Source organism: Pseudomonas lundensis (assembly GCF_001042985.1).
Classification (GTDB): domain Bacteria; phylum Pseudomonadota; class Gammaproteobacteria; order Pseudomonadales; family Pseudomonadaceae; genus Aquipseudomonas; species Aquipseudomonas lundensis.
In genome coordinates this window covers 1-21,960 of the sequence record NZ_JYKY01000004.1, presented here as the reverse complement: position 1 = coordinate 21,960, position 21,960 = coordinate 1, and the positions used below count along the sequence as shown (strand labels likewise).

The window sequence follows — 21,960 nt, the reverse complement described above, 5'->3', positions numbered from 1 at the left end:
TTTATGAGCTCAGGCCCAGACGCGCGGCGATCCCGCAGCGTTAACGGCAGCTTGCTGACACGTAGTCATTTTCTGTGTTGTCAGTCAGCGATTAGAAGCTCACTTCCCTGTTTGTTACCTGATTAGCCGCCCGGAGTTGCTCCATGCCTGACTATCGTTCGAAAACCTCCACCCATGGCCGCAACATGGCCGGTGCGCGCGCGTTGTGGCGCGCCACGGGGATGAAAGATGCCGACTTCAAGAAGCCGATCATCGCCATTGCCAACTCCTTTACCCAATTCGTGCCGGGCCACGTCCACCTCAAGGACATGGGCCAACTGGTCGCCCGCGAGATTGAGCGCGCAGGCGGCGTTGCCAAAGAATTCAACACCATCGCCGTGGACGACGGCATCGCCATGGGCCATGACGGCATGCTCTATTCGCTGCCGAGCCGCGAGATCATTGCCGACTCCGTGGAGTACATGGTCAACGCCCACTGCGCCGACGCCATCGTGTGCATTTCCAACTGCGACAAAATCACCCCCGGCATGCTGATGGCCTCGTTGCGCCTCAACATCCCGGTGATTTTCGTCTCCGGCGGGCCGATGGAAGCGGGCAAAACCAAGCTCGCCAGCCACGGCCTCGATCTGGTGGATGCCATGGTGATTGCAGCCGACTCCAGCGCTTCTGACGAGAAGGTTGCCGAGTACGAGCGCAGCGCCTGCCCGACCTGCGGTTCATGTTCCGGCATGTTCACCGCCAACTCGATGAACTGCCTGACTGAAGCCCTCGGCCTGGCGCTGCCGGGCAACGGCTCGACACTGGCCACCCACAGCGACCGCGAGCAACTGTTCCTGCAAGCAGGCCGCACCATCGTCGACCTGTGCCGCCAGTACTACGTCGAAAACGACGAATCGGTGCTGCCGCGCAACATCGCCAACTTCAAGGCATTCGAAAATGCCATGACGCTGGACATCGCCATGGGCGGCTCGACCAACACCATCCTGCATTTGCTGGCCGCCGCCCAGGAGGCCGAGATCGACTTCGACCTCAAGGACATCGACCGTCTGTCGCGCCACGTCCCGCAACTGTGCAAAGTGGCGCCGAACATCCAGAAGTACCACATGGAAGACGTGCACCGCGCTGGCGGCATTTTCTCCATCCTCGGCTCGCTGGCCCGTGGCGGCTTGCTGCACACCGACCTGCCGACGGTGCACAGCAAGACCATGGCCGACGCCATCGCCCAGTGGGACATCACCCAGACTGACAACGAAGCCGTGCACACCTTCTTCCGCGCGGGCCCGGCCGGCATCCCGACGCAAACCGCGTTCAGCCAGTCGACCCGCTGGGACACGCTGGACGACGACCGTGAAAACGGCTGCATTCGCAGCGTCGAGCACGCTTACTCGCAGGAAGGCGGGCTGGCCGTGCTGTACGGCAACATCGCGCTGGATGGTTGCGTGGTGAAAACCGCCGGGGTCGATGAGTCGATTCACGTGTTCGAAGGCAACGCCAAAATCTTCGAAAGCCAGGACAGCGCCGTGCGCGGCATCCTCGCGGATGAAGTGCAGGCGGGCGACATCGTGATCATTCGCTACGAAGGCCCGAAAGGCGGGCCGGGCATGCAAGAGATGCTCTACCCCACCTCGTACCTCAAGTCCAAAGGGCTGGGCAAAGCCTGCGCCTTGCTCACCGACGGACGCTTCTCGGGCGGTACGTCGGGCCTGTCCATCGGCCACGCCTCACCGGAAGCTGCGGCGGGCGGCGCGATTGGCCTGGTACAGGACGGCGACAAAGTCCTGATCGACATCCCGAACCGCTCGATCAACTTGTTGGTCAGCGACGAAGAACTAGCGGCGCGCCGGGTCGAGCAGGACAAAAAAGGCTGGAAACCGGTCGAAGTGCGTCCACGCAAAGTCACCACGGCATTGAAGGCATACGCCTTGCTCGCCACCAGCGCCGACAAGGGCGCGGTACGTGACAAAGCCTTGCTGGACAAACTGGTGCCGTAACCCACCTCGCACCCCCCAAAAATCCCGGCCATGTGCCGGGATTTTTAATGAAGGGACAAAAGATATTCCCTACAGACATACCCAATGCAAAAGCTTAAAGGCGCCATCAGCTATGCTTCTCTATAAGCGACACGAGAGGCACAAACAACCTTCGGTCTGTCGACAGGCTTATTCCCAAATCAAAGGTAGTCATTCCAGAACGGTATATTTCTAGCTATATCAACCTGTTAGCATTTCCGGTTCGAAATTGTTACATCCCAAGACTGGTACAAGTCGCCCCTCGGAGCTTTCATGAATTACCCGCTGATCCTCAATCTGCTGGTGTTCCTCGCGTTGCTGTTCGGCTTGTCGCTGACCCGCCACACCGCGTGGAGCCTTGCTAAAAAAGTCCTGCTGGCGCTGGTTGTCGGTGTGATTTTCGGTCTTGGTTTGCACCTTATCTATGGTGCTGAAAACCCTACCCTGAAAACGTCCATCGGCTGGTTCGATCTGGTTGGCAGCGGCTATGTGCAGTTGCTGCAAATGATCGTGATTCCGCTGGTATTTGCGTCGATCCTGAGCGCCGTGGCGCGGCTGCATAACGCGTCGTCGTTGGGCAAGATCAGCTTTTTGACCATCGGCACCCTGCTGTTTACCACCATGATCGCAGCGCTGGTGGGCATCGGCCTGACCAACCTGTTCGGTCTCACGGCTGAAGGTCTGGTGGCGGGCGCTGCGGAGATGAGCCGCCTGCAGATCATTCAAAGCGATTACGCAGGGAAAGTGGCCGACCTGAATGTGCCGCAGTTGCTGCTGTCGTTTATCCCGCAAAACCCGTTTGCCGACCTGGCCCGCGCCAAGCCGACGTCGATCATCAGCGTGGTGATCTTTGCTGCATTCCTGGGCGTTGCCGCGCTGCAACTGTTCAAGGATGAGCCGGAAAAAGGCAGCAAAGTGCTCAATGCCATCGACACCCTGCAAGCCTGGGTGATGCGTCTGGTACGTCTGGTCATGAAACTGACCCCGTACGGCGTGCTGGCCCTGATGACCAAAGTGGTGGCGACGTCCAACCTGCAAGACATCATCAAACTCGGCAGTTTCGTGGTGGTGTCTTACATCGGCCTGGCGCTGATGTTCGTGATTCACGGGCTGATCGTGTCGCTGTCCGGGGTCAACCCGCTACGCTTCTTCCGCAAGGTCTGGCCGGTGCTGACGTTCGCGTTCACCAGCCGTTCAAGCGCAGCCAGTATTCCGTTGAGCATTGAGGCGCAAACCCGTCGCTTGGGGATTCCGTCATCCATTGCCAGCTTTGCGGCATCGTTTGGCGCGACCATCGGTCAAAACGGCTGTGCCGGTCTGTACCCGGCCATGCTGGCCGTGATGGTTGCCCCGACCGTGGGCATCAACCCGCTGGACCCGTTGTGGATTGCAACGCTGGTGGCGATCGTGACGCTGAGCTCAGCCGGTGTGGCTGGCGTAGGCGGTGGCGCAACCTTCGCTGCGCTGATCGTACTGCCCGCGATGGGCCTGCCAGTGTCGCTGGTGGCGCTGTTGATCTCGGTTGAGCCGCTGATCGACATGGGCCGCACGGCCTTGAACGTGAGCGGTGCCATGGTGGCCGGTACGGTGACCAGCCAGATCATGAATGAGACGGATAAAGCCATTCTGGCTGAAGACGATCATGGCGAGCTGGCACACGCGTAACGCTTGCCCCTCACCGACCCCTCTCCCCATGGGAGAGGGGCTTCAATGTTTGCTTAAGCCCTTTCCCACACTTCAAAACTGAACGCCGGTTTTCCGTCTTCAGCCGCATGCGGCTCGTTGGACACCAATGTCCACTGCGCCTGATCAAACTCAGGAAACCACGCATCACCTTCCGGGCTCAGGCCCACACGCGTCAGGTACAACCGGTCGGCATCCGCCAGACCCTGGGTGTACAACTGCGCGCCCCCAATCAACATCACTTCGCTGACACCCTGTTCCACCGCCCAGGCCTGGGCGCGCGCGACGGCGGCATCGAGGGAGGCGAACACCTCGGCACCTTCGAGTTGCAAGCCGGTCTGACGACTGACGACAAGGTTCAACCGGCCCGGCAAGGGGCGGCCCAGCGAGTCCCAGGTTTTACGCCCCATGATGATGGGCTTGCCCAGGGTGGTGGCCTTGAAATATTTGAAATCCGCCGGCAAATGCCACGGCATGCTGTTGTCGACGCCGATCACGCGGTTTTCACCGAGGGCTGCGATCAGGCTGAGGGGGAGTGTTTTTTTCATGGGGGCGAGGATACCAGAGCGACCCGCGCCCGCAGTACCCCGTCCGGCGCCGCAGCGGTTATGCTCTTGGCTCACTTGAATGGATCGGCCTGTGACTCAACTCTCTCCTTTGCAACGCCTTTGGCTGACTGAAACCGTGCGTCTGCGCGAAGCACATGCAGGCCCGCTGGATGATCTGGAAGCCAACCGCCGCGCCCGCACTACCGGCGGCGACTTGCCCGCACGCATTGAAAACCGTGCCCTGTGGCTGGCCGAGCGCGACGGTTTGCTCAGCGCCATGCTGCATTGGCTGCAAGGCGCGCGACTGGCCCTGTTGGTGCTCGCGGTGATGGCTGTCGTCAGTGGTGCCGGGCTGGCCTTTGCGGCGCTGGGCAACGGCCAGACCCCGGTCAACGTGTTTTGGGCGCTGGGCAGTTCGCTCGGGCTCAACCTGATCCTGCTACTGAGCTGGGTGGTCGGCCTGGTGTGTGCCGGTGAGCACGGTGCGGGGCTGGGCCGATTGTGGCTATGGCTCAGTGAAAAACTCGCCCGCGATGCCAAGGCCGCACAGCTTGGCCCCGCGTTAGTGCTGTTGCTGCAACGGCGCAAGCTCAATCGCTGGGCCGTTGGCGCGCTGGTCAATGGCCTGTGGCTGCTGGCCATGCTCAGCGCGCTGGTGATGATGTTGTTGCTCATGGCCACGCGCCGCTACGGGTTTATCTGGGAGACCACGATCCTCGGCGCCGATGTGTTCGTCGCTGCCACACGGGCGCTGGGCGCACTGCCGAACTGGCTGGGTTTCAGCGTGCCCACCGTGGAGATGATCCTCGTCAGCACGGACAGCAGTCTCTACAACAACGAATTGGTTCGTCAGTCCTGGGCGATCTGGCTGGTCGGCGTTGTTCTGATCTATGGCGTGATCCCGCGCCTGCTGCTCTACGTTTTCTGCCGCTGGCGCTGGAAAACCGGACGCGACACCTTGCAGCTGGACCTCACCTTGCCCGGCTACAGCCAACTGCGCGAACCCTTAATGCCCAGCAGCGAGCGCCTGGGTGTCAACGACAGCGCGCCCGAACAGTTGCATCACGTGCAGGCCGGACAGTCGGCACTGCAAACCAATGGCGCACTGATCGTGGGCCTCGAACTCGACGACCAACAGCCATGGCCGCCCGCCTTGCCTGCCTCGGTCAAAGACGCTGGCATCCTCGACAGCCGCGAGTCACGGCAAACCCTGCTGGAGCAAATGACTCGCTTCCCGCCCGCGCGCCTGGCAATTGCCTGTGATCCGCGGCGCTCACCGGACCGCGGCAGCCTGGCGTTGATTGGTGAACTGGCGCGCAGTGCCGCCGCCACGCGGGTCTGGTTGCTGCAAGCTCCGCCCGGTCAGGCGCTGGACGCCGACCGTCTGAGTGACTGGCATGCCGCGCTGGAGCAACTGGGCCTGCCCTTTGCCGCCAGCGCGCCCTTGAACTGGCTGGAGACGGGCCATGACTAAGCCTCTGACGCTGGCCGTGGTCGGCCACACCAATGTCGGCAAGACCTCGCTTTTGCGCACCCTCACCCGGGATGTCGGCTTTGGCGAAGTCTCCCATCGCCCCAGCACCACCCGGCACGTTGAAGGGGCACGTCTGTCAGTGGACGGCGAAGCCTTACTGGAGTTGTACGACACGCCGGGGCTGGAAGATGCCATCGCCCTGCTCGACTACCTGGAGCGCCTCGACCGCCCCGGTGAACGCCTGGACGGCCCGGCCCGGGTGGCGCGCTTCTTGGAAGGCAGCGAGGCCAGACAGCGCTTCGAGCAAGAGGCCAAAGTCCTGCGCCAACTGCTGGCTTCGGACGCCGGGCTCTACGTGATCGATGCTCGCGAACCGGTGTTGGCCAAATACCGTGACGAACTCAGCGTGCTGGCCAGTTGCGGCAAACCGCTGCTGCCGGTGCTCAATTTCGTCAGCAGTGCGCAACAGCGCGAACCCGAGTGGCGCGACGCCCTGGCGCGCCTCGGTTTGCATGCACTGGTGCGTTTCGACAGCGTCGCCCCGCCCGAGGATGGCGAACGGCGCCTGTATGAAAGCCTTGCGCTGCTGCTGGAGCACTCACGGGACGCGCTGCAGCGCCTGGTTACCGATCTGCAAGCCCAGCGCGAGGCCCGCAAGCACAGCGCGCTGCGCCTGATTGCCGAATTGCTGATCGACTGCGCGGCCTGTCGACGCAGCGTGGTCAGCGAAAAAACGGCTGAACAGGAGGCCATTCATCAACTGCGTCAGGCCGTTCGACAGCGCGAACAACGTTGCGTGGAAGCCCTGCTCAAGCTCTACGGATTTCGCGCCAGCGACGCTGCGGCCAGCGATTTGCCGCTGCTGGACGGGCGCTGGGGCGATGACTTGTTCAACCCTGAAACCCTCAAACAACTGGGCGTGCGCGTGGGCGGCGGTATTGCCGCAGGCGCCGCGGCAGGTGCGGGCGTGGACTTGATGGTGGGCGGCCTGACGCTGGGCGCGGCAGCGTTGGCCGGGGCCATTGCCGGTGGCGCCCTGCAAACCGCGCGCAGTTATGGCAGCCGCTTGCTGGGCAAAATCAAAGGCCAGCGCGAACTGACTGTGGACGACAGCGTGCTGCGTCTGCTGGCCTTGCGCCAACGCCAATTGCTGCATGCGCTGAACGCCCGAGGGCATGCCGCCGTCGACAGCATCAAGGTCGCCACGCCACAAGAGACCACCTGGCGCGAAGGCAAGCTGCCAGAAGCGCTGAACAAGGCCCGGGCGCACCCGCAGTGGTCGTCACTCAACCCGCACCCGAAGCTGAGCCAGGCTGAGCGTCAGGAGCAGATCGAAGCGTTGGCCGAACAGATCTGAGCCCAAGCGCCCGCACGTCAGCCGCGTCACGCCTCCTGCAGCATACGGGCGATATTGCCCTCGGCCATGGCGGGCCCGATGCTCATGCCCACCCCGGTGTGCATGAGCGCGGCATGCAGGCCCGGTGCCACGTCCAGCCATGAGAAAGGTCTGGCCCCTTTGGCGCCGTACACCCCTTGCCAGCGTTCCACGACCTGCACGCGACAGCCGAGGGTGTCCTCACACAGTTGCAGCATCCAGTCATCAACCTGTTCGCCGTTGAAAGGCGATGGATCGTCGCCGTATTCGTGAGAATCCCCGACGATCAAATCGCCATAAGGGGTCGGGCTGATCAGCAGGTGAATACCGTGATCGTCCAGATGAGGGCTGTTGCACAGAATCTCCTCCTGCACGGCGGCGGCCTCGGGCAAATCGGCAAACGCCCCGTAATGCACGCAGCTCAGGCCCGTGAGCAAAGCATGTTGCAGGTTCAACGCCACCTGCGGGCGCACACGCAACATTTGCAGGCGACAGATTTTAGGCGCGAGCTGCGCCATGGGCGCTGCCAGCAGGGTTTGGTAATCGTGGCCCGAACAGACAATCACCTGCGCGCCTTTGAAGCGGCCCGCGGTGGTGTGCACCACGCCCGGTTCGACGTCGCGCACCAGGGTTGAGAAATGAAACACGACGCCCAGCGCGTTGCGCAGGTACTCGATCAACGCCGGGATGGCTTCGCGGGAATAAACTTGTTGGTCGTCCAGGCCATGCAACGCGGCGCGGTGATGCTTGAACTGGCCGCCATACAGGGTGCCGAGATCACGGGCGCCGAGCCATTCGGCACGGTAGCCATATTCCTGCGCGCGGCCCTGACAGAATGCATCGAGCAGTTGTTCTTCGGCTTCGGTGCGGGCGAACAGATACGAGCCGTTGCGCTTGAGGTCGAAGCCCGCCTGCCGGGACCAGTCTGCCCACATGCTGCGGCTGGCGCGGGCCAGGTCCAGCATCTCGCCGGGTGGCTGGCCCGTGACCAGCGCTTGACCGAAGTTGCGCACCGACGCGCCCAGTGGCGTGGCCGTGCGCTCGAACACCCGCACCTTGAGGCCGCGCCGGGCTGCCGCGTAGGCGTGAGACAGGCCAAGAATCCCGGCACCGACGATCAAAATCGAGTTGGAATCGGACATAGCGAACTCCTCGGGTGGCCCTTTACTGCGCGGCTTTTTCAGTCTTGCCGTCGTAACGCTTACGCCACTCGGTCAAAATCTGGTCGCGGTTTTTCGAGGCCCAGGCGAAGTCGTTTTTGATCAAACGCTGCTCATAGTCGGCAGGCAGTTCGGTCTGCGGCTTGGCGATCCCCGGCTGGGCCAATACCGCAAAGTTCTCTTTGTACAGTTCCATGGCTTCAGGGCTGGCCGAGAAGTCTGCCAGCTTTTTCGCCGCCTCTTCGTGGGGCGTGCCTTTGATCACCGCCGTGGCCTCGATCTCCCAACCCAGGCCTTCTTTGGGCAAAACGATGTCCAGCGGCGCGCCCTGGCGCTTGAGCTGCACGGCCGGGTATTCAAACGAAATACCGATCGGGAATTCACCCGCAGCCGCCAACTTGCAGGGCTTGGAGCCAGAGTGAACGTATTGCCCGATGTTCTGATGCAGATCGTCCATGTACTGCCAGCCCTGCTTTTCACCGAAGGTTTGCAGCCACGCGCTCACGTCCAGAAACCCCGTCCCGGATGACGCCGGGTTAGGCATCACGATTTTGCCCTTGTATTCGGGCCGGGTCAGGTCTTGCCAGCTCACGGGCTTGGTCAGGCCCTGTTTTTCAGCCTCGATGGTGTTGAAGCAAATCGTCGCGGCCCACACGTCCATCCCCACCCAGGCGGGCGGGTTGGCCGCGTCGCGGTAGTTCGGCCCGATCTTGCCCAGGTCGTGGGGCGCGTAGTGTTGCAACATCCCTTGCTGGTCGAGGATCGCCAGACTGGACGCCGCCAGCCCCCACACCGCATCCGCCTGTGGACGCGCTTTCTCGGCCAGCAGTTTGGCGGTGATGATGCCGGTGGAGTCACGCACCCACTTGATTTCCACGTCCGGGTTGGCCTTTTCGAAGGCTTTTTTGTAGGTGTTGAGCTGTTCGGCTTCGAGGGCCGTGTACACGGTCAACTGGGTGTTGGCAGCAAACGCGTTGACGCTAAAAGCCGTGAGGACAGCAGCGACAAGGGCAAGAGGCTTGAACATGGTGCGGTTCCTTTGAGTGAGTGAAGGACGGATCATTGCGCCGGGGCGCCTTGGCGCCAGGCTTGCGAACGGCGCAGCAAGCCGCGTGAGGCAGCGGCCAGCAGCAGGGAGACACCCGCCGAGGTCAACAGAATCAGGGTCGACATGGCGGCGGCGCCGCCCACGTTGCCCGCGTCATCCATGTTCAGCACGGCCACCGCCGCGAGGAGGGTGTCGGGGCTGTAGAGGAAAATCGCGGCCGACACGGTGGTCATGGCCGATACAAACAGATAACGCACGATGTCCAGCAGCGCCGGCAGGCAGATCGGCACCGTGACCCGCAGGTAATGGCGATACAGCGGGGCCTTGAGCGATAACGCGGCGGCTTCGAACTCGGCATCCAGTTGGCGCAGGGCCGTGGTGGCGGTCATTTGCGCAGTGGTCAAATAGTGAGCAATGGTGCACACCACCAACAGCGTCATGGTTGCGTACAGCACATGCAGCGGGTTGCCGGTCAGGTTGAAAAAGAACACGTAGCCCAACCCCAACACGAGGCCCGGCACGGCCATGGGCACAAAGCTGAGCATGCGCAGGGCCAGGTTAAGCCCCTTCTGGCTGTTGGTTTTCTCCATCAGGTACGCGCCGGTGAAGATCACTGCGCTGCCGATCAACGCCGTCCACAGTGCCATGGTCAGGCTGTTGCGATAGGCCAGCCAGCCGCCCCCGGCCGTGTCGTTGAATTGATAGTGGTTGAGCGACAGCGACAGGTTATAGGGCCAGAACGTGACCAGCGACGAATACACCGCCATGCCGAACACCGTCAGCAAGACCGCGCACATCAGCAGCACGATGGCCAGATAACAGCCGTCGCGCACCTTGCCCGGCGCCGGTGTGAAGACGTGAGCACGGCCGCTCATGGCGTCGCCGTGTTGCCGGCGCAGCCACGCATCGACGCCAAAACTGAACAGCGCAGGTAGCAGCAAGACCATGCCGATCAAGGCACCCCGGCCAAATTGTTGCTGCCCGACCACGGCTTTGTAGGCTTCCAGCGCCAGCACCTGATAGTCGCCCCCCACCACCACGGGCACGCCAAAATCAGTGATGGTCAGGGTGAACACCAGACAGAACGCGGCAAACACGGCCTGGCGTGTGCCGGGCCAGGTGATGCTGCGAAACGCCTTGAAAGGCCCGGCGCCCATGCTGGACGCGGCATCGAACAGGCGAGCATCGGCCAGCGACAGCGCCGAGAGCAAAATCATCAGGGCATGGGGAAAGGTATAAATCGCCTCCCCCAGTACGATGCCCCAAAAGCCATAAATGTTGTCCGGGACCAGACCGCGCAACAGGCCCTGATTGCCGAACAGGTAGACCAGCGCAATACCCGGCAGCATGGACGGGGCCATCAACGGCAACAGCGATAGCCCGCGCCAGAGACGTTTGCCGGGGATCAGAGTGCGTTGCAACGCGTAGGCAAACAGGTAGGCCAGCGGTACGACAATCACCGCCACGCTCAGCGAAACCTTCAGGCTGTTGCCGAGCAACCAATGAAAGTTGTCACTGACCAACAGTGCCCGTGCCGCCACCCAGCCGCCGCCCTGCCCGTCTTCTGCGCTGAAGCCGCGCCAGAAGATCGCCAGCAACGGCATCAACACCGCGACGACCAACAGCAGCAATAACAGCCATTTGCCGCCGACCACGAAAATCCGGTCGCCCAGTTCGGCACGTGACAAGCGGTGAGTCAATTTGCCGGGCAGTGGCAACGCCATGTCCGCGGCCATCTCAGGCAAACACCTGCAAACTGGCGGGCGGTAAGGCGACCACAATGTCTTGATTACCGAGGCGCGGCAGGTCATGGCTGCTCACTTCGGCCATCAGCGCATGACCCGGCAAATGGTTGAGCTCAAAGCGCATGCGGCAACGGTTGCCGAGAAAGGTGATCTCCTGCACACGGGCGGGAAACAGGTTTTCCTGATGCAGCACCGGATTAACAGTGATTGCTTCGGGCCGGCAGAACAACCGACCTGAGGCGCCATGGTCGGTGTCATCCGCCAGCCGCACGTTCAGGCCGCCAACCTGTGCATGGCTGTCGCTGCTGCGCTGGAACGGCAGCCAATTGCCCTGCCCGACAAACTCGGCCACAAACGGCGTAGCAGGCCGGTTGTAAATCGCCTGGGGGGTGTCGTATTGCTCGACCTTGCCATGGTTCATCACCGCAATACGGTCGGCCATCAGCATGGCTTCGTCCTGATTGTGAGTGACCATCAGCGTGGTGATGCCGAGCTGGCGCTGCAATTGACGCAGCTCGGTACACAAATGCTCGCGCACCCTGGCATCCAGGGCCGACATGGGTTCATCGAGCAACAGCAGCGAAGGCGACGGCGCCAGTGCCCGGGCCAGTGCGACACGTTGTTGCTGACCGCCCGAGAGCTGGCCGGGGAATTTCTTCTCGCTGCCGGTCAGGCCCACCAGCGCCAGCATTTCGCAGACCCGTTTGCGCACTACGTCGCGATTGCTGCCCGCCAGCCCGTAGGCGATGTTGGCTTCGACGCTGAGATTGGGAAACAAGGCGTAGGACTGAAACAGAATCCCGTAATCCCGTGCTTGAGGGGCGAGGTCGGAGACATCGCGGCTGCCCAGGTACAACACGCCGCTGTCCTGGCGTTCGAGCCCGGCAATGCAACGCAGCAGCGTGGTCTTGCCGCAGCCGGACGGCCCGAGCAGACACACCAGCTCGCCTGCGGCCACATCCAGCGACACATCATCCAGCGCGGTGAACGCGCCGAAGCGTTTGCTCACATTGCGCACCTGCATCGGCACGCTGGGTTGGGACAAAACGGTTGCGTTGGAGCGGTTCATGGATGCACCTCATCAAGCAGATGAGCGTCATCCTAGAGAGGCAATGCGTACAAGATGTGGCAGCAAGGCAAAAGCTGCCGATAGTGGTATTGGTGGATTTGGGTGAGGGACTTTTCAGCAGCCCGACATTTCCTGCGCCAACCCCAGGAAGGCCGCTGGCAAACGCGCCGCCTTTCGCTCTTTAAGGCAGTACAGGTATTCGTGAATCACGGGCGCGTTTTCCAGCGTCAGCACCCGCAACTGGGGATCGTGCGGCACTTCCTGACGGGCGATGATGCTGATGCCTATGTTGCGCAAAACGGCTTCACGAATGGACTCGCGACTGCCGATCTCCAGCAGCGGGCCAAAGCCCACACCGGCGTTGGCCAGCAGGTCTTCAGTCAGACGACGGGTGGTCGAACCCTGTTCGCGCATCAACAGGCAATGCCCGGCCAATGCACTGAGCGGCACATGATCCAAAGCGGCCAGCGGGTGATTGCGATGCACCGCCAGTACCAGCGGGTCTGAGCCCAGCACGCGGCGTATCAGACGCGGGTCTTCCAGTAGTTGCGAGGACACCGCAATGTCGACGCGATACTCCTCCAGCGCCTCCAGGACTTGCTGCGAATTGCCGATGTCCACCGACACGTCGATCTGCGGCAAACGCTCGCGAAAGGCTTTGACCAGATCGAGGATGTAATACGGCGCGGTCGCGGCGATACGCAATGCGCCCGTGCCCTGGCCGCTGTTGCGCAGGAAGAATTCGATGTCCGCTTCTTGCTGGAGTAACGCCTTGACCATCGGCATCAAGCGCACGCCGTCTTCGGTCAAGGTCAGACGGCGTCCTCCACGGTAGAACAGCTCCACGGCGTACTGGCTTTCAAGCTGGCGAATCTGCGTGGTCACCGTCGGCTGGCTGAGCCCGAGCTTTTTCGCAGCCTGCGTCATGCTGCCCAATTGGGCCACCCGGTAAAACGCTTTCAGCTCGGCACTCAGCACTGCGGCCTCTCTTGATCTATTTGCGCAACAGGCGCAACCCGTTGAACACCACCAACAGGCTTACGCCCATGTCGGCAAACACGGCCATCCACATGGTGGCCAGACCGAGGAAGGTTACCGCAAGAAAGATCGCTTTGATGACCAGCGCCAACGCGATGTTCTGCTTAAGGATGCTGGACGTTTGACGTGACAGGCTAATGAATGCCGGAATTTTGCGCAGATCATCGTCCATCAGGGCGACATCGGCCGTTTCTATCGCCGTATCGGTGCCTGCCGCCGCCATGGCGAAACCGATTTCGGCCCGTGCCAGGGCCGGGGCGTCGTTGATCCCGTCACCGACCATGCCGACGTGATGGCCTTTGGCATACAGCGCTTCAATGGCCTTCAGTTTGTCCTCCGGCAGCAGGTTGCCTTGCGCTTCGTCGATGCCCACTTGCGCGGCAATGGCCTTGGCCGTGTGCGGGTTGTCACCGGTCAGCATGAGGGTTTTGATGCCCAGCGCGTGCAACTCGGCAATCGCTTCGCGGCTGGAAGCCTTGACCGTGTCGGCAACGGCAAACAGCGCCATGGGGCCTGCGCTGTCGCACAACAGGATCACCGTCTTGCCCTGCTGCTCCAGGGCGAACAGTTTTTCTTCCAGCTCAAGGGAGCACAGGCCCAGTTCTTCCACCAGGCGATGGTTGCCCAAGTGATAAAGCGTGCCGTCGATTTCGCCCCGCACGCCACGCCCGGCCAGTGCGGTGAAGTTATCCACAGCGCGCCATGCCTGTTTTTTATCCACAGCGGCATTGGCCACTGCCAGCGACACCGGGTGATCGGAACGCGAGGCCAGGCTGGCGGCCAGCAATACGGCACTGTCAGCCACCAGCGGGTCCAGCGGCAGGTAATCGGTTTGCACCGGCTTGCCGTGGGTGATGGTGCCGGTTTTATCCAGCGCCAGGTAGTCGAGTGTGTGACCGCTTTCGAGGTAAACCCCGCCTTTGACCAGGATGCCTTTGCGCGCCGCAGCCGCTAGCCCGCTGACGATGGTCACGGGGGTCGATATCACCAGCGCGCACGGGCACGCCACCACCAACAACACCAGCGCGCGGTAAACCCAGTCAAACCACGAGCCGCCCATGAGTAACGGCGGAACTACGGCCACGGCCAGCGCGAACAGGAACACCACGGGTGTGTAGATTTTGGCGAAGCTGTCGACGAAACGCTGGGTCGGGGCCCGGGCACCTTGGGCTTGTTCCACGGCATGGATGATGCGCGCCAGCGTGGAGTGGTTGGCCGCCGCTGTGACGCGGTACTCCAATGATCCCGCCTGATTGATGGTGCCGGCGAAGACTTTATCGCCCACTGTCTTCTCAATCGGCAGGCTTTCGCCGGTGATAGGCGCCTGATCGATGGTTGAACGGCCTGACACCACTTCGCCATCCAGGCCAATGCGCTCACCAGGGCGCACGCGCACGATGGCCTCCAGGGCGATGTCTTTGACGTCCAGCTCAAGCCAGCCGCCGTCTGCCTGCTGCACGGTGGCTTTGTCAGGCGCCATTTGCATCAGGCCACCGATGGCATTGCGGGCGCGGTCGAGGGATTTGGCTTCGATCAGCTCGGCCACGGTAAACAGGAACATCACCATCGCCGCTTCAGGCCATTGGCCAATCAAGATGGCACCGGTCACAGCGATGCTCATGAGCGCGTTGATGTTGAGGTTGAGGTTTTTCAGGGCGATCCAGCCCTTTTTGTAGGTGGTCAGACCGCCGCTGAAGATCGACACCAGCGCCACCAGCGCAATCACCCAGGTCGGCGCGGCATTCGTGAAGTGCAACACTTCTGCGGCCAGTGCTCCCACGCCGGACACTGCAAGCGGCCACGCGTGTTTTTTCTCGACAGGCGCAGGCGGACTATCGCTGCCCGATTCCAACGGATCGGCCTGCATGCCGAGAGACTTGATCGCCTCGACTATAGGGTCGGTAGACGGCAGGTCGTGGGTCACGCCGAGCACGCGGTTGATCAGGTTGAATTCCAGTTGCTGCACACCCGCCAGCTTGCCCAATTTGTTCTGAATGAGCGTTTGTTCGGTCGGGCAGTCCATCGCTTCAATGCGGAAGCTGCTCAGCCGGGCGCTTGCCGTGGGCGCAGCGCTGAGTTTAATCACGCTCGGACCTTCAGTCGCCGAACAGCAACTGTGGGCATGGGCCTCAGGCGCATGCGTGGCGCCGTGATCGTGATCGTGATCGTGATCGTGATCGTGATCAGCGTGCGGTTTGTGCGGGGTGTGGATGGAATCGCTCATCAGGGTGCGTCCAGAAAAGGTGCTTGTTGCCAAGTAAAGACCCTGTAGCCACTATAGGGTCAAGCAACCTTTCGGAGAGAGGCGTAATGAAAATCGGGGAACTGGCGAAATTGACCGACTGTCAGGTCGAAACTATCCGTTATTACGAGCGCGAAGGGCTGCTGCCGGAGCCGGCGCGCAGTGAGGGTAATTATCGGTTGTACACCCAGACACACGTTGAGCGACTCACGTTTATCCGCAATTGCCGCAGCCTGGACATGACCCTTGAAGAGATCCGCAGCTTGCTGAACCTGCGCGACAGCCCGCAGGGTCAATGCGAAAGCGTCAACGCGCTGATTGACGAGCACATTCATCACGTCAAGACACGTATTGACGGGTTGCTCGCCTTGCAGACACAACTGCTCGACCTGCGCCAACGTTGCAGCGAAGGGCCTGAGGGTGAACCTTGCGGGATTTTGCAGCAGCTGGAAGTCAGTGGCGCCGTGAGTGCGCCGGAAGGCGAGCTCAGCCATGTGGGCAGAAGCCACGGGCACTGAAACAACCCCCGCGTGACTGCCACCGGTTGCGGCCGCCACGTGGGGCAGAACGGATTAAACCGCCATCGGCGCGGTCATGGGCGCATGGTGCTGATAGCCTTCGAGGCTGAAGTCGCTCGGCTCGATCAGCTCCAGCCATTCAGGCTGGTACACGCCCGTCTTGGCAAACTCGGGCACGCGTTCCGAAATCACCAGTTTGGGCATCGGGAACGGCTCGCGGGTCAGTTGTTCGTTGAGCATGTCCAGGTGGTTTTCATACACGTGGGCATCGCCAATGAAGTAGGTGAACCAGCGCGGCGTATAGCCGGTCAGGCGGCCGATCAGGCTCAGTAAGGCGGCGCCTTCCGTCAGGTTGAACGGCGTGCCCATTAGCTTCACCCCCCACCTTTACCGCACATTACGCTGACTTGTAATGCCTTCCAAGCAACTTTGTATATGTGCATTATAGCGTTTGCACATTACCTGTGCAACCCCCGACACTGGATAAACCATCAGTTTTTTAAAGTCCCGCCCGCAGCCCCCTTTCTCCTGAAGGCCCGAAATACGTGGCCTGTAGCCAAGAAATTGACTCATTCTGGCAATGTGCTATCCATGGTGTCGGGGGAATCAATCGCCCTAGGAACAACTTCAGCACTTCCGCAGCCGCTATGACGCAAACAGCAGGGAGAATTGATGCGCCTAGATCAGATGCCATACCACTCAAGGCCCACCCTGGCCGTGCTTCCATTCCGACAATTCGGGATCGGATGGACGTGGCAACTGCGGGCACTCAAGCTTTTTCCCGAGTCCCAACTGTCCTGGAAGCGTTACTTCTACGATAACGGCAGTGGCCATGCGAGGGCGGCTGTTTTCACCTCCTACGAGGAGGCCATGGAAGCTGCAGACGAATTCAACAGCCGCACCAATGAACTGGTGGCTCAGGCGGTACCGGATCCTGTGCTTCAAAACTCAACCACCCTGAAAGTCGAGAAAGCACTGACGGCGGCGCGCCGCATCCAGGGAGAAGAGGAGCTCATGGAGCGCGAGGCAATCAAGCGGAACGCCCATCTGCCCCGGCTCTCCGCGCAAGAGCTGAAATTGCACAATACGATGGAGAGCTTGCGGCAACCGCTCCACGAGGAACTTAAGCGTGCGCCTTATCTAGAAATAGTTGCCTTGCCGAGATTCAACACGTGCCTTCGCCGTGTCGATGATCAGACATGGGAGCAGATCGGAGCCCTGCCTCCCAAACGCTCGCAGATCTGTCTGCGCGAAGTGACAGCCAAAGGGTTTGGTCTTTCGGGAGCCGACCACTGGGGAAGAACCAAAGCGCAGATACGCGCACTTTTACTCCCCCGAGCGAACCAGCTGCTGCAATTAGCAAGCGTCAAGCAAATGCTCGCAGAGGCGAGGATGCGCGGCCAGAGGGTACTGGTCTGTGGTGGCTTCGTGTTCTGGTATGAGGACGACGGGGTGCCACGGTGGGTGCTGAAAAACACGGGTGGCGAGTCCAGCAGCGAAGAGGGGAACACTTTGTGGCACGAGGGCACGATCCTATCCAAGAACCATGGCCGCATCGTCGTGCTCCCCTATATCAAGGAGAACGGAGAAAAGGTTCAAGGGCACACGAAGAATGCACCGCACGATGGTAAGGCGCTGCCCCGGCACCCTGACCAGTATGTCACCCTCCCTTTTGAGATCCTGGATGGTGACCTCATGATCGGACTGTTTGGTGAACTCCATTATGAGTAACCCACAGACTAATCGGACATACGCGCACCCCATATCCGAAAAACAACGCATTAAGGCTTCTATTGAGTGGCCAAGTGCTATCGTACCAATCTCGACCTGCCGTCTCACTGGGAGCATGACGTCGGCCAGTGGCAGTGGGCAAAACCGACATGTTCCGTATGTCGACGCTCGCTGATTGCCGGGGCCTGTGACTCGCCATGCCTTCAGCATTACGGCGAAACCGGTTTTCACACCATGCAAGGAGTGCAAGATGCAGTACGTGGCTTGTTTACGAGTTGGTCAGAATGACGTTAAGGCGCTGATAAATCTGGAAGACCACAGGCGGGAAGTCGTGGCTCCGCTGTTGGACATGCGAGGTGACGACGACAGACACCTTCAAACATTCCTAGCGAGTTGGACTGAGCATCCTTTTTTCCTAGACGCTTCAAGAATAACGAAGGACGTTGGTGAAGAATTCATTACTACCAATGACCTGCACAATCCTCATGGCGCGTTTGAGAACAAACGGCGCTTCTTCTCCGATGTGGCAGGCATCAACCAGAACGTTATACCGGTGGTCTCCTGGGTTGATGACGACCCTCAACGAGCAGTCATCCAAAGTGCTCTCGCTCTTCAGGGCGATTTCCCACATATAGCCATCAGGGTTACCTGTCCGGAAAACCCCACCGCGACTTCGTGGAACAGATTGCTATCAATCCTGGATGCTCTTGACAGCCCGGACACTGCGACGGTGATTTTGGACTTCGGCGCCACAACTCCGGCCAATACTGCCTCAGGGTCGGATTTCAATGTATCCCTGCGCCAACTCAACAGCTATCAGATACGGAATCTGGTTCTGATGAGCACCTCCTTTCCTATCGATAAGCCAGCCTCAAATACCTCCCGTTCCTCCGCCTGTTACGACGTTGCATGGCAAGGAAGGGTCGACACCACCGGCATAGAGTCAGATATCGTCTACGGGGATTATGCGGCCACCAACCCAACCGCCTCAATGGAATACATACGAGGCATGCCTGTACTTCCTTTCGCCTGCTATTACACCCCAACGGAATGGTGGCAGCGACGCAAAGGCTCGGATAAGGAATTTGTGCGATACATTGAAATCGCCCAAGAGATCAGAGGCTTACCGGGTTATCACGGCGACGACTTCTGCTGGGCCACTCGTGAGTACAGCAGAATTGTCGCCACATCTACCGGCTACGGGAACAACGGAACATGGAATGGATACAGGATCAATCAGCATATCTGCGCCATGATCCAGTCCATCGTAGATACTGACGGCTTCGATGACCTCGACGCCGATGACTTACTCTAACGATAACGTTGTTTCAGGCTGACCAATACATGTGACCTGATCACATTCATGGGAAGGGCGTCGCTGAGCTGGCGGCGCACTTCTTTTATGAGGTCGCGACTTTTCGTTGGCACCCCATGCTGGTTAGCGAGTGCATCCAACTCACTACGCCACAAAAATCCCGTAAGGTGGAATTTATCCTGGAGCTTGTTGGGCTTCGCCTTTCGAATCATCGCCATGCCGGAATAGTCATCGACGACGAGTACGCCAACATGCGGCAGACATGACTCAAGAGCCTTCACCAAGTGCTTTGAATGGCAGCATAGCCAGACTTCGTCAAAGCACGCCATATAGGCCTGCTGCTGGCCCTCCCAGCGAGTCAACGTGTCAGCATGGGACTTGATTTCGAAAGCGGTCAGCTTGCCGTTGGCATGAACGAGATCGGCGCGTCTGGCCTTATCGATGAAGCACAGCTCCTCGATGAAGACGTCACTCTCTTCATGGGACATCGCTTTCGCGACCCACTGCTTGAGGATTGGGCGGATTTCGGTAGGATTCAACATGCGCGGATTATAGACAGACAGTTGAGGCTTCTCACGCTAAAAAAGCGCCCAGTCGTCGATCACCAAGGGCTCGCATGTGTGTGATACCTGTCCGGCAAGGGGTGGAGATGATGACGCAAGGCCAGGCGTGAGCCTGGTCATTCCTGGTTTGATCAGCTTGCCTCTGGCCGATCTCCCTGGCCGACCTCAGACCCTAACGGTGGTCGATTCGCAAGGCAGGCGACGTCCGCGCATTCGCGGTGAGCGGACGATGGTGTGTCGCACTAATGGAGTCCTCCGGGCTTAGGGTCTCGACTTGAGAGGCCCCGTTTCACAGCCGCCCAACCCACATCACCAGCGATGATATGATATTGAAGCGCCATTTAAACCCATAGCCAAGTCATCCTATCGGCCAACCACCGGCGCTCAACGCAATGCACGCCGGCTAAGCTCGCGCTGAAACCGCAGTGGAAGCAACCATGTACAACCCGACGCCGTTCAACCTACTCAGCTCGCTGGATTCCATTTCAGCTGCCAGGCTGTCCTCCTACAGACGTTTTTTCATCCCGGCGTCCGACTCAGAACTGTACGGCCTGTATTGCTGGAACGAGGTTCTATCCACGAATTTCATGCGCTTAACAGGCATCGTCGAAGTAGCGTTGAGAAATCGCTTCCACCTCGCTCTTAGCCAGTATGCGATGGCCCAGCATTCTTCCAGAATCATCGGCAGCGCTGATGCCAACAATTGGTACGAAGTATTGAGATTGAGCGGCAAAAGCTGGGAGAAGGTGCAGGCCGTCACTCACGACAGGTACTGGAACAAGGCTCAAAAGCGACACACCTACACCCCGAAACTCCACCCGGTCAGCCCCAATCAAGTGATTGCGAATATGACGTTCGGCTTCTGGGCACCACTGCTGGATCTCAACCTGTCTTGGGACACGATCATCCCGACGATCTTTCCTCACCATCGCTACGCGAGTAACGCTGGTCACTGGAACAACAAGACGAACGTAGGCACCGTCTACGCCCGCCTTGAGACCGTCAGGTCGCTGCGCAACCGGGTCGCCCATTTCGAGCCGCTGTGGAAAATCCCGGACATCAAAGAAGAGAAGAAAGAAGCCAAGGGGGTAACGGTCAATGTCGAGTATCCGGCGCCCACTACTGAGGTCGAAGTGCTGGCCAGACTGAACATGCTCTATCGCCGAATCACCCAGACGCTCCATTGGCTTTCGAGCGACAGAGCCAGTGACCATGTTCAGTCAGAATTTCATCAAAAGACCTTGTACCTGATGACCCAGGAGGCCTTGGACGGCTTCAAGCGCGGGTACACCCACTCGGACGTCAAGCTCAGCAGCATGACCAAATCCTGGGGCATGAAACTGGTACTCAAGGGTGGCAAACCAATCCAGATCTCGCACCAGCAAAAAGTGATTGGAAATTTCTATCCCACTCACTGAGGCCTCACAGGCGTGTGGCCGTCCTGCTTACTCACCGCCCCCCCCAGAACAACCGCACACAGAACAACCGCCAGGATCGAATCTGGGTGCTTGAACCGAGAATGGGGCGGCAGGGAGAAATGCACTGCAGGCGGTGGTTTGAAGCCAAAAGAGTGGAGCTTCACGCGTCAGCGCTGACGCAGCGGTAGCCTTGGCTTTTCTTGATAGCTGAGAAAGGAAAAGGCCACCCTTTAGGGGTGGCCTTTTCACGTACTTCATTGCCCTTGGATCTTCAGTGGTGCTCTTAACCTGCTGACGATTAAGCCCAAGCGCCTACACCCTCATAGTACACAACGTGTGAGTTGGGTGTCTATCCCTAGTGAGGGTTTTTGGCCTGGCAGCTTCCAAAAATGCATGGTAGTCGCCCAGGTCTCTGCAGCGCTAGGTTGGCCGGGTAGACGTGGCTCGACTAGGTCGCTGCCGCACCCATCGACGTAGGATATCTCGGTAGCGGGGCAGCCCTTCCTGCTGAACGCCCCTAGTCTTACCTGCGCTGGTTTCACGCTTGGCTAGGCCCCAATTAGAGATTGGAGGGGCAGCCAAATACGTCGTCGCCCTAGAAGACACCCCGCCCCACACTCAAAGTGTGACCAACCTTTACCGGGTCTCAAATGAACGAATCTTCGCCAGCGCACGGCTGATTGGAGCGTTTTCCACGCCTGCCGGCACAAAGATATCGTCCTCAGGCTGAATTGCCGAAATCTCCTGGTCGTTTTCATCGATCTCCCAGGCATGAATGACAATTACGCCAGAAGTTATTAGATGGCTAACAAGCTTCCCTTTCGTGTTCACCGTAGCAATATGACACTTCTTGTGCACTTCGTAATCTTTCAAAAATCTTTCAATATTCTCAGAAGAGGGCGGTCTCAAGGAGCAAGTGCAACACCTCATGTAAGGTGTTGCCATGTCTACCCAATACAACCACCTGAGTACCGAGGAGCGCGTCACCATTATGGTGATGCTCTTTCAACGACAGACGCTGCGA

17 protein-coding genes and 1 pseudogene are annotated in these 21,960 nt (G+C 59.9%); 8 read left to right on the top strand and 10 right to left on the bottom strand.

The window, feature by feature from the left end; genetic code table 11:
- Positions 1-143: 143 nt before the first annotated feature.
- Both ilvD and TU74_RS04390 read left to right on the top strand, forming a co-directional pair.
- Positions 144-1,991, top strand: coding sequence for a dihydroxy-acid dehydratase (gene ilvD, locus TU74_RS04395; protein ID WP_047279486.1), 1,848 nt, complete (start codon positions 144-146; stop codon positions 1,989-1,991).
- A 291-nt stretch (positions 1,992-2,282) separates the two neighbouring features.
- Positions 2,283-3,674, top strand: coding sequence for an L-cystine transporter (locus TU74_RS04390; RefSeq protein ID WP_047278457.1), 1,392 nt, complete (start codon positions 2,283-2,285; stop codon positions 3,672-3,674).
- Positions 3,675-3,727: 53 nt separating this feature from the next.
- Here the strand turns inward: TU74_RS04390 and TU74_RS04385 are convergent, their stop codons facing one another.
- Complete coding sequence (locus TU74_RS04385) at positions 3,728-4,240, bottom strand: dihydrofolate reductase (RefSeq protein ID WP_047279489.1); 513 nt, start codon at positions 4,238-4,240, stop codon at positions 3,728-3,730.
- A gap of 91 nt (positions 4,241-4,331) precedes the next feature.
- Here TU74_RS04385 and TU74_RS04380 point away from each other — a divergent pair, with 91 nt between their 5' ends.
- Complete coding sequence (locus tag TU74_RS04380; RefSeq protein ID WP_048375298.1) at positions 4,332-5,714, top strand: DUF2868 domain-containing protein; 1,383 nt, start codon at positions 4,332-4,334, stop codon at positions 5,712-5,714.
- Positions 5,707-7,071 (top strand): DUF3482 domain-containing protein, encoded by a 1,365-nt coding sequence (locus tag TU74_RS04375; protein ID WP_048375297.1) that lies wholly within the window; start codon positions 5,707-5,709, stop codon positions 7,069-7,071. Before TU74_RS04380 ends, TU74_RS04375 begins: the two co-directional genes overlap by 8 nt.
- Positions 7,072-7,097: 26 nt before the next feature.
- Here the strand turns inward: TU74_RS04375 and TU74_RS04370 are convergent, their stop codons facing one another.
- From TU74_RS04370 to TU74_RS04345, 6 genes are all read right to left on the bottom strand, one after another.
- The gene (locus TU74_RS04370) at positions 7,098-8,231 is read right to left on the bottom strand and encodes a TIGR03364 family FAD-dependent oxidoreductase (RefSeq protein WP_048375296.1); all 1,134 of its coding nucleotides are present in this window, start codon (positions 8,229-8,231) and stop codon (positions 7,098-7,100) included.
- Between the two features lie 22 nt (positions 8,232-8,253).
- Positions 8,254-9,276 (bottom strand): putative 2-aminoethylphosphonate ABC transporter substrate-binding protein, encoded by a 1,023-nt coding sequence (locus tag TU74_RS04365; protein ID WP_047279493.1) that lies wholly within the window; start codon positions 9,274-9,276, stop codon positions 8,254-8,256.
- A gap of 32 nt (positions 9,277-9,308) precedes the next feature.
- Positions 9,309-11,033, bottom strand: a complete 1,725-nt coding sequence (locus TU74_RS04360; protein WP_048375294.1) for a putative 2-aminoethylphosphonate ABC transporter permease subunit — start codon at positions 11,031-11,033, stop codon at positions 9,309-9,311.
- A gap of 1 nt (position 11,034) precedes the next feature.
- Entirely contained in the window at positions 11,035-12,111 is a 1,077-nt protein-coding gene (locus TU74_RS04355) for a putative 2-aminoethylphosphonate ABC transporter ATP-binding protein (RefSeq protein ID WP_048375291.1), read from the bottom strand.
- A 114-nt stretch (positions 12,112-12,225) separates the two neighbouring features.
- A complete protein-coding gene (locus tag TU74_RS04350; RefSeq protein WP_048375289.1) occupies positions 12,226-13,089 on the bottom strand; it encodes a LysR family transcriptional regulator in 864 nt (287 codons plus the stop codon).
- A gap of 16 nt (positions 13,090-13,105) precedes the next feature.
- Positions 13,106-15,373 carry a heavy metal translocating P-type ATPase gene (locus TU74_RS04345; protein ID WP_048375287.1) on the bottom strand — a complete coding sequence of 756 codons (2,268 nt, stop codon included), beginning with the start codon at positions 15,371-15,373 and terminating at the stop codon, positions 13,106-13,108.
- 86 nt (positions 15,374-15,459) lie between these two features.
- Here TU74_RS04345 and cadR point away from each other — a divergent pair, with 86 nt between their 5' ends.
- Positions 15,460-15,909, top strand: coding sequence for a Cd(II)/Pb(II)-responsive transcriptional regulator (cadR, locus tag TU74_RS04340; RefSeq protein ID WP_048375285.1), 450 nt, complete (start codon positions 15,460-15,462; stop codon positions 15,907-15,909).
- 54 nt (positions 15,910-15,963) lie between these two features.
- Here cadR and TU74_RS04335 read toward each other — a convergent pair.
- Positions 15,964-16,278, bottom strand: a pseudogene (locus TU74_RS04335) (thymidylate synthase); the annotation flags it as partial.
- 303 nt (positions 16,279-16,581) lie between these two features.
- Here TU74_RS04335 and TU74_RS04330 point away from each other — a divergent pair.
- Positions 16,582-17,640 (top strand): hypothetical protein, encoded by a 1,059-nt coding sequence (locus TU74_RS04330; RefSeq protein WP_020189854.1) that lies wholly within the window; start codon positions 16,582-16,584, stop codon positions 17,638-17,640.
- 250 nt (positions 17,641-17,890) lie between these two features.
- The gene (locus TU74_RS04325; RefSeq protein WP_020189853.1) at positions 17,891-18,955 is read left to right on the top strand and encodes a beta family protein; all 1,065 of its coding nucleotides are present in this window, start codon (positions 17,891-17,893) and stop codon (positions 18,953-18,955) included.
- Here the strand turns inward: TU74_RS04325 and TU74_RS04320 are convergent.
- On the bottom strand, positions 18,952-19,497 hold the full coding sequence (locus TU74_RS04320) for a sce7726 family protein (protein ID WP_020189852.1): 546 nt from the start codon (positions 19,495-19,497) through the stop codon (positions 18,952-18,954). The two genes, TU74_RS04325 and TU74_RS04320, sit on opposite strands and share 4 nt — an antisense overlap.
- Before the next feature lie 458 nt (positions 19,498-19,955).
- On the opposite strand from TU74_RS04320, the gene TU74_RS04315 reads away from it, so the two are divergent.
- Positions 19,956-20,936, top strand: coding sequence for an Abi family protein (locus tag TU74_RS04315; protein WP_020189851.1), 981 nt, complete (start codon positions 19,956-19,958; stop codon positions 20,934-20,936).
- Positions 20,937-21,572: 636 nt separating this feature from the next.
- On the opposite strand, the gene TU74_RS04310 is transcribed toward TU74_RS04315, so the two are convergent.
- Positions 21,573-21,809, bottom strand: a complete 237-nt coding sequence (locus TU74_RS04310) for a hypothetical protein (RefSeq protein WP_048375280.1) — start codon at positions 21,807-21,809, stop codon at positions 21,573-21,575.
- Between the last annotated feature and the right edge of the window lie 151 nt (positions 21,810-21,960).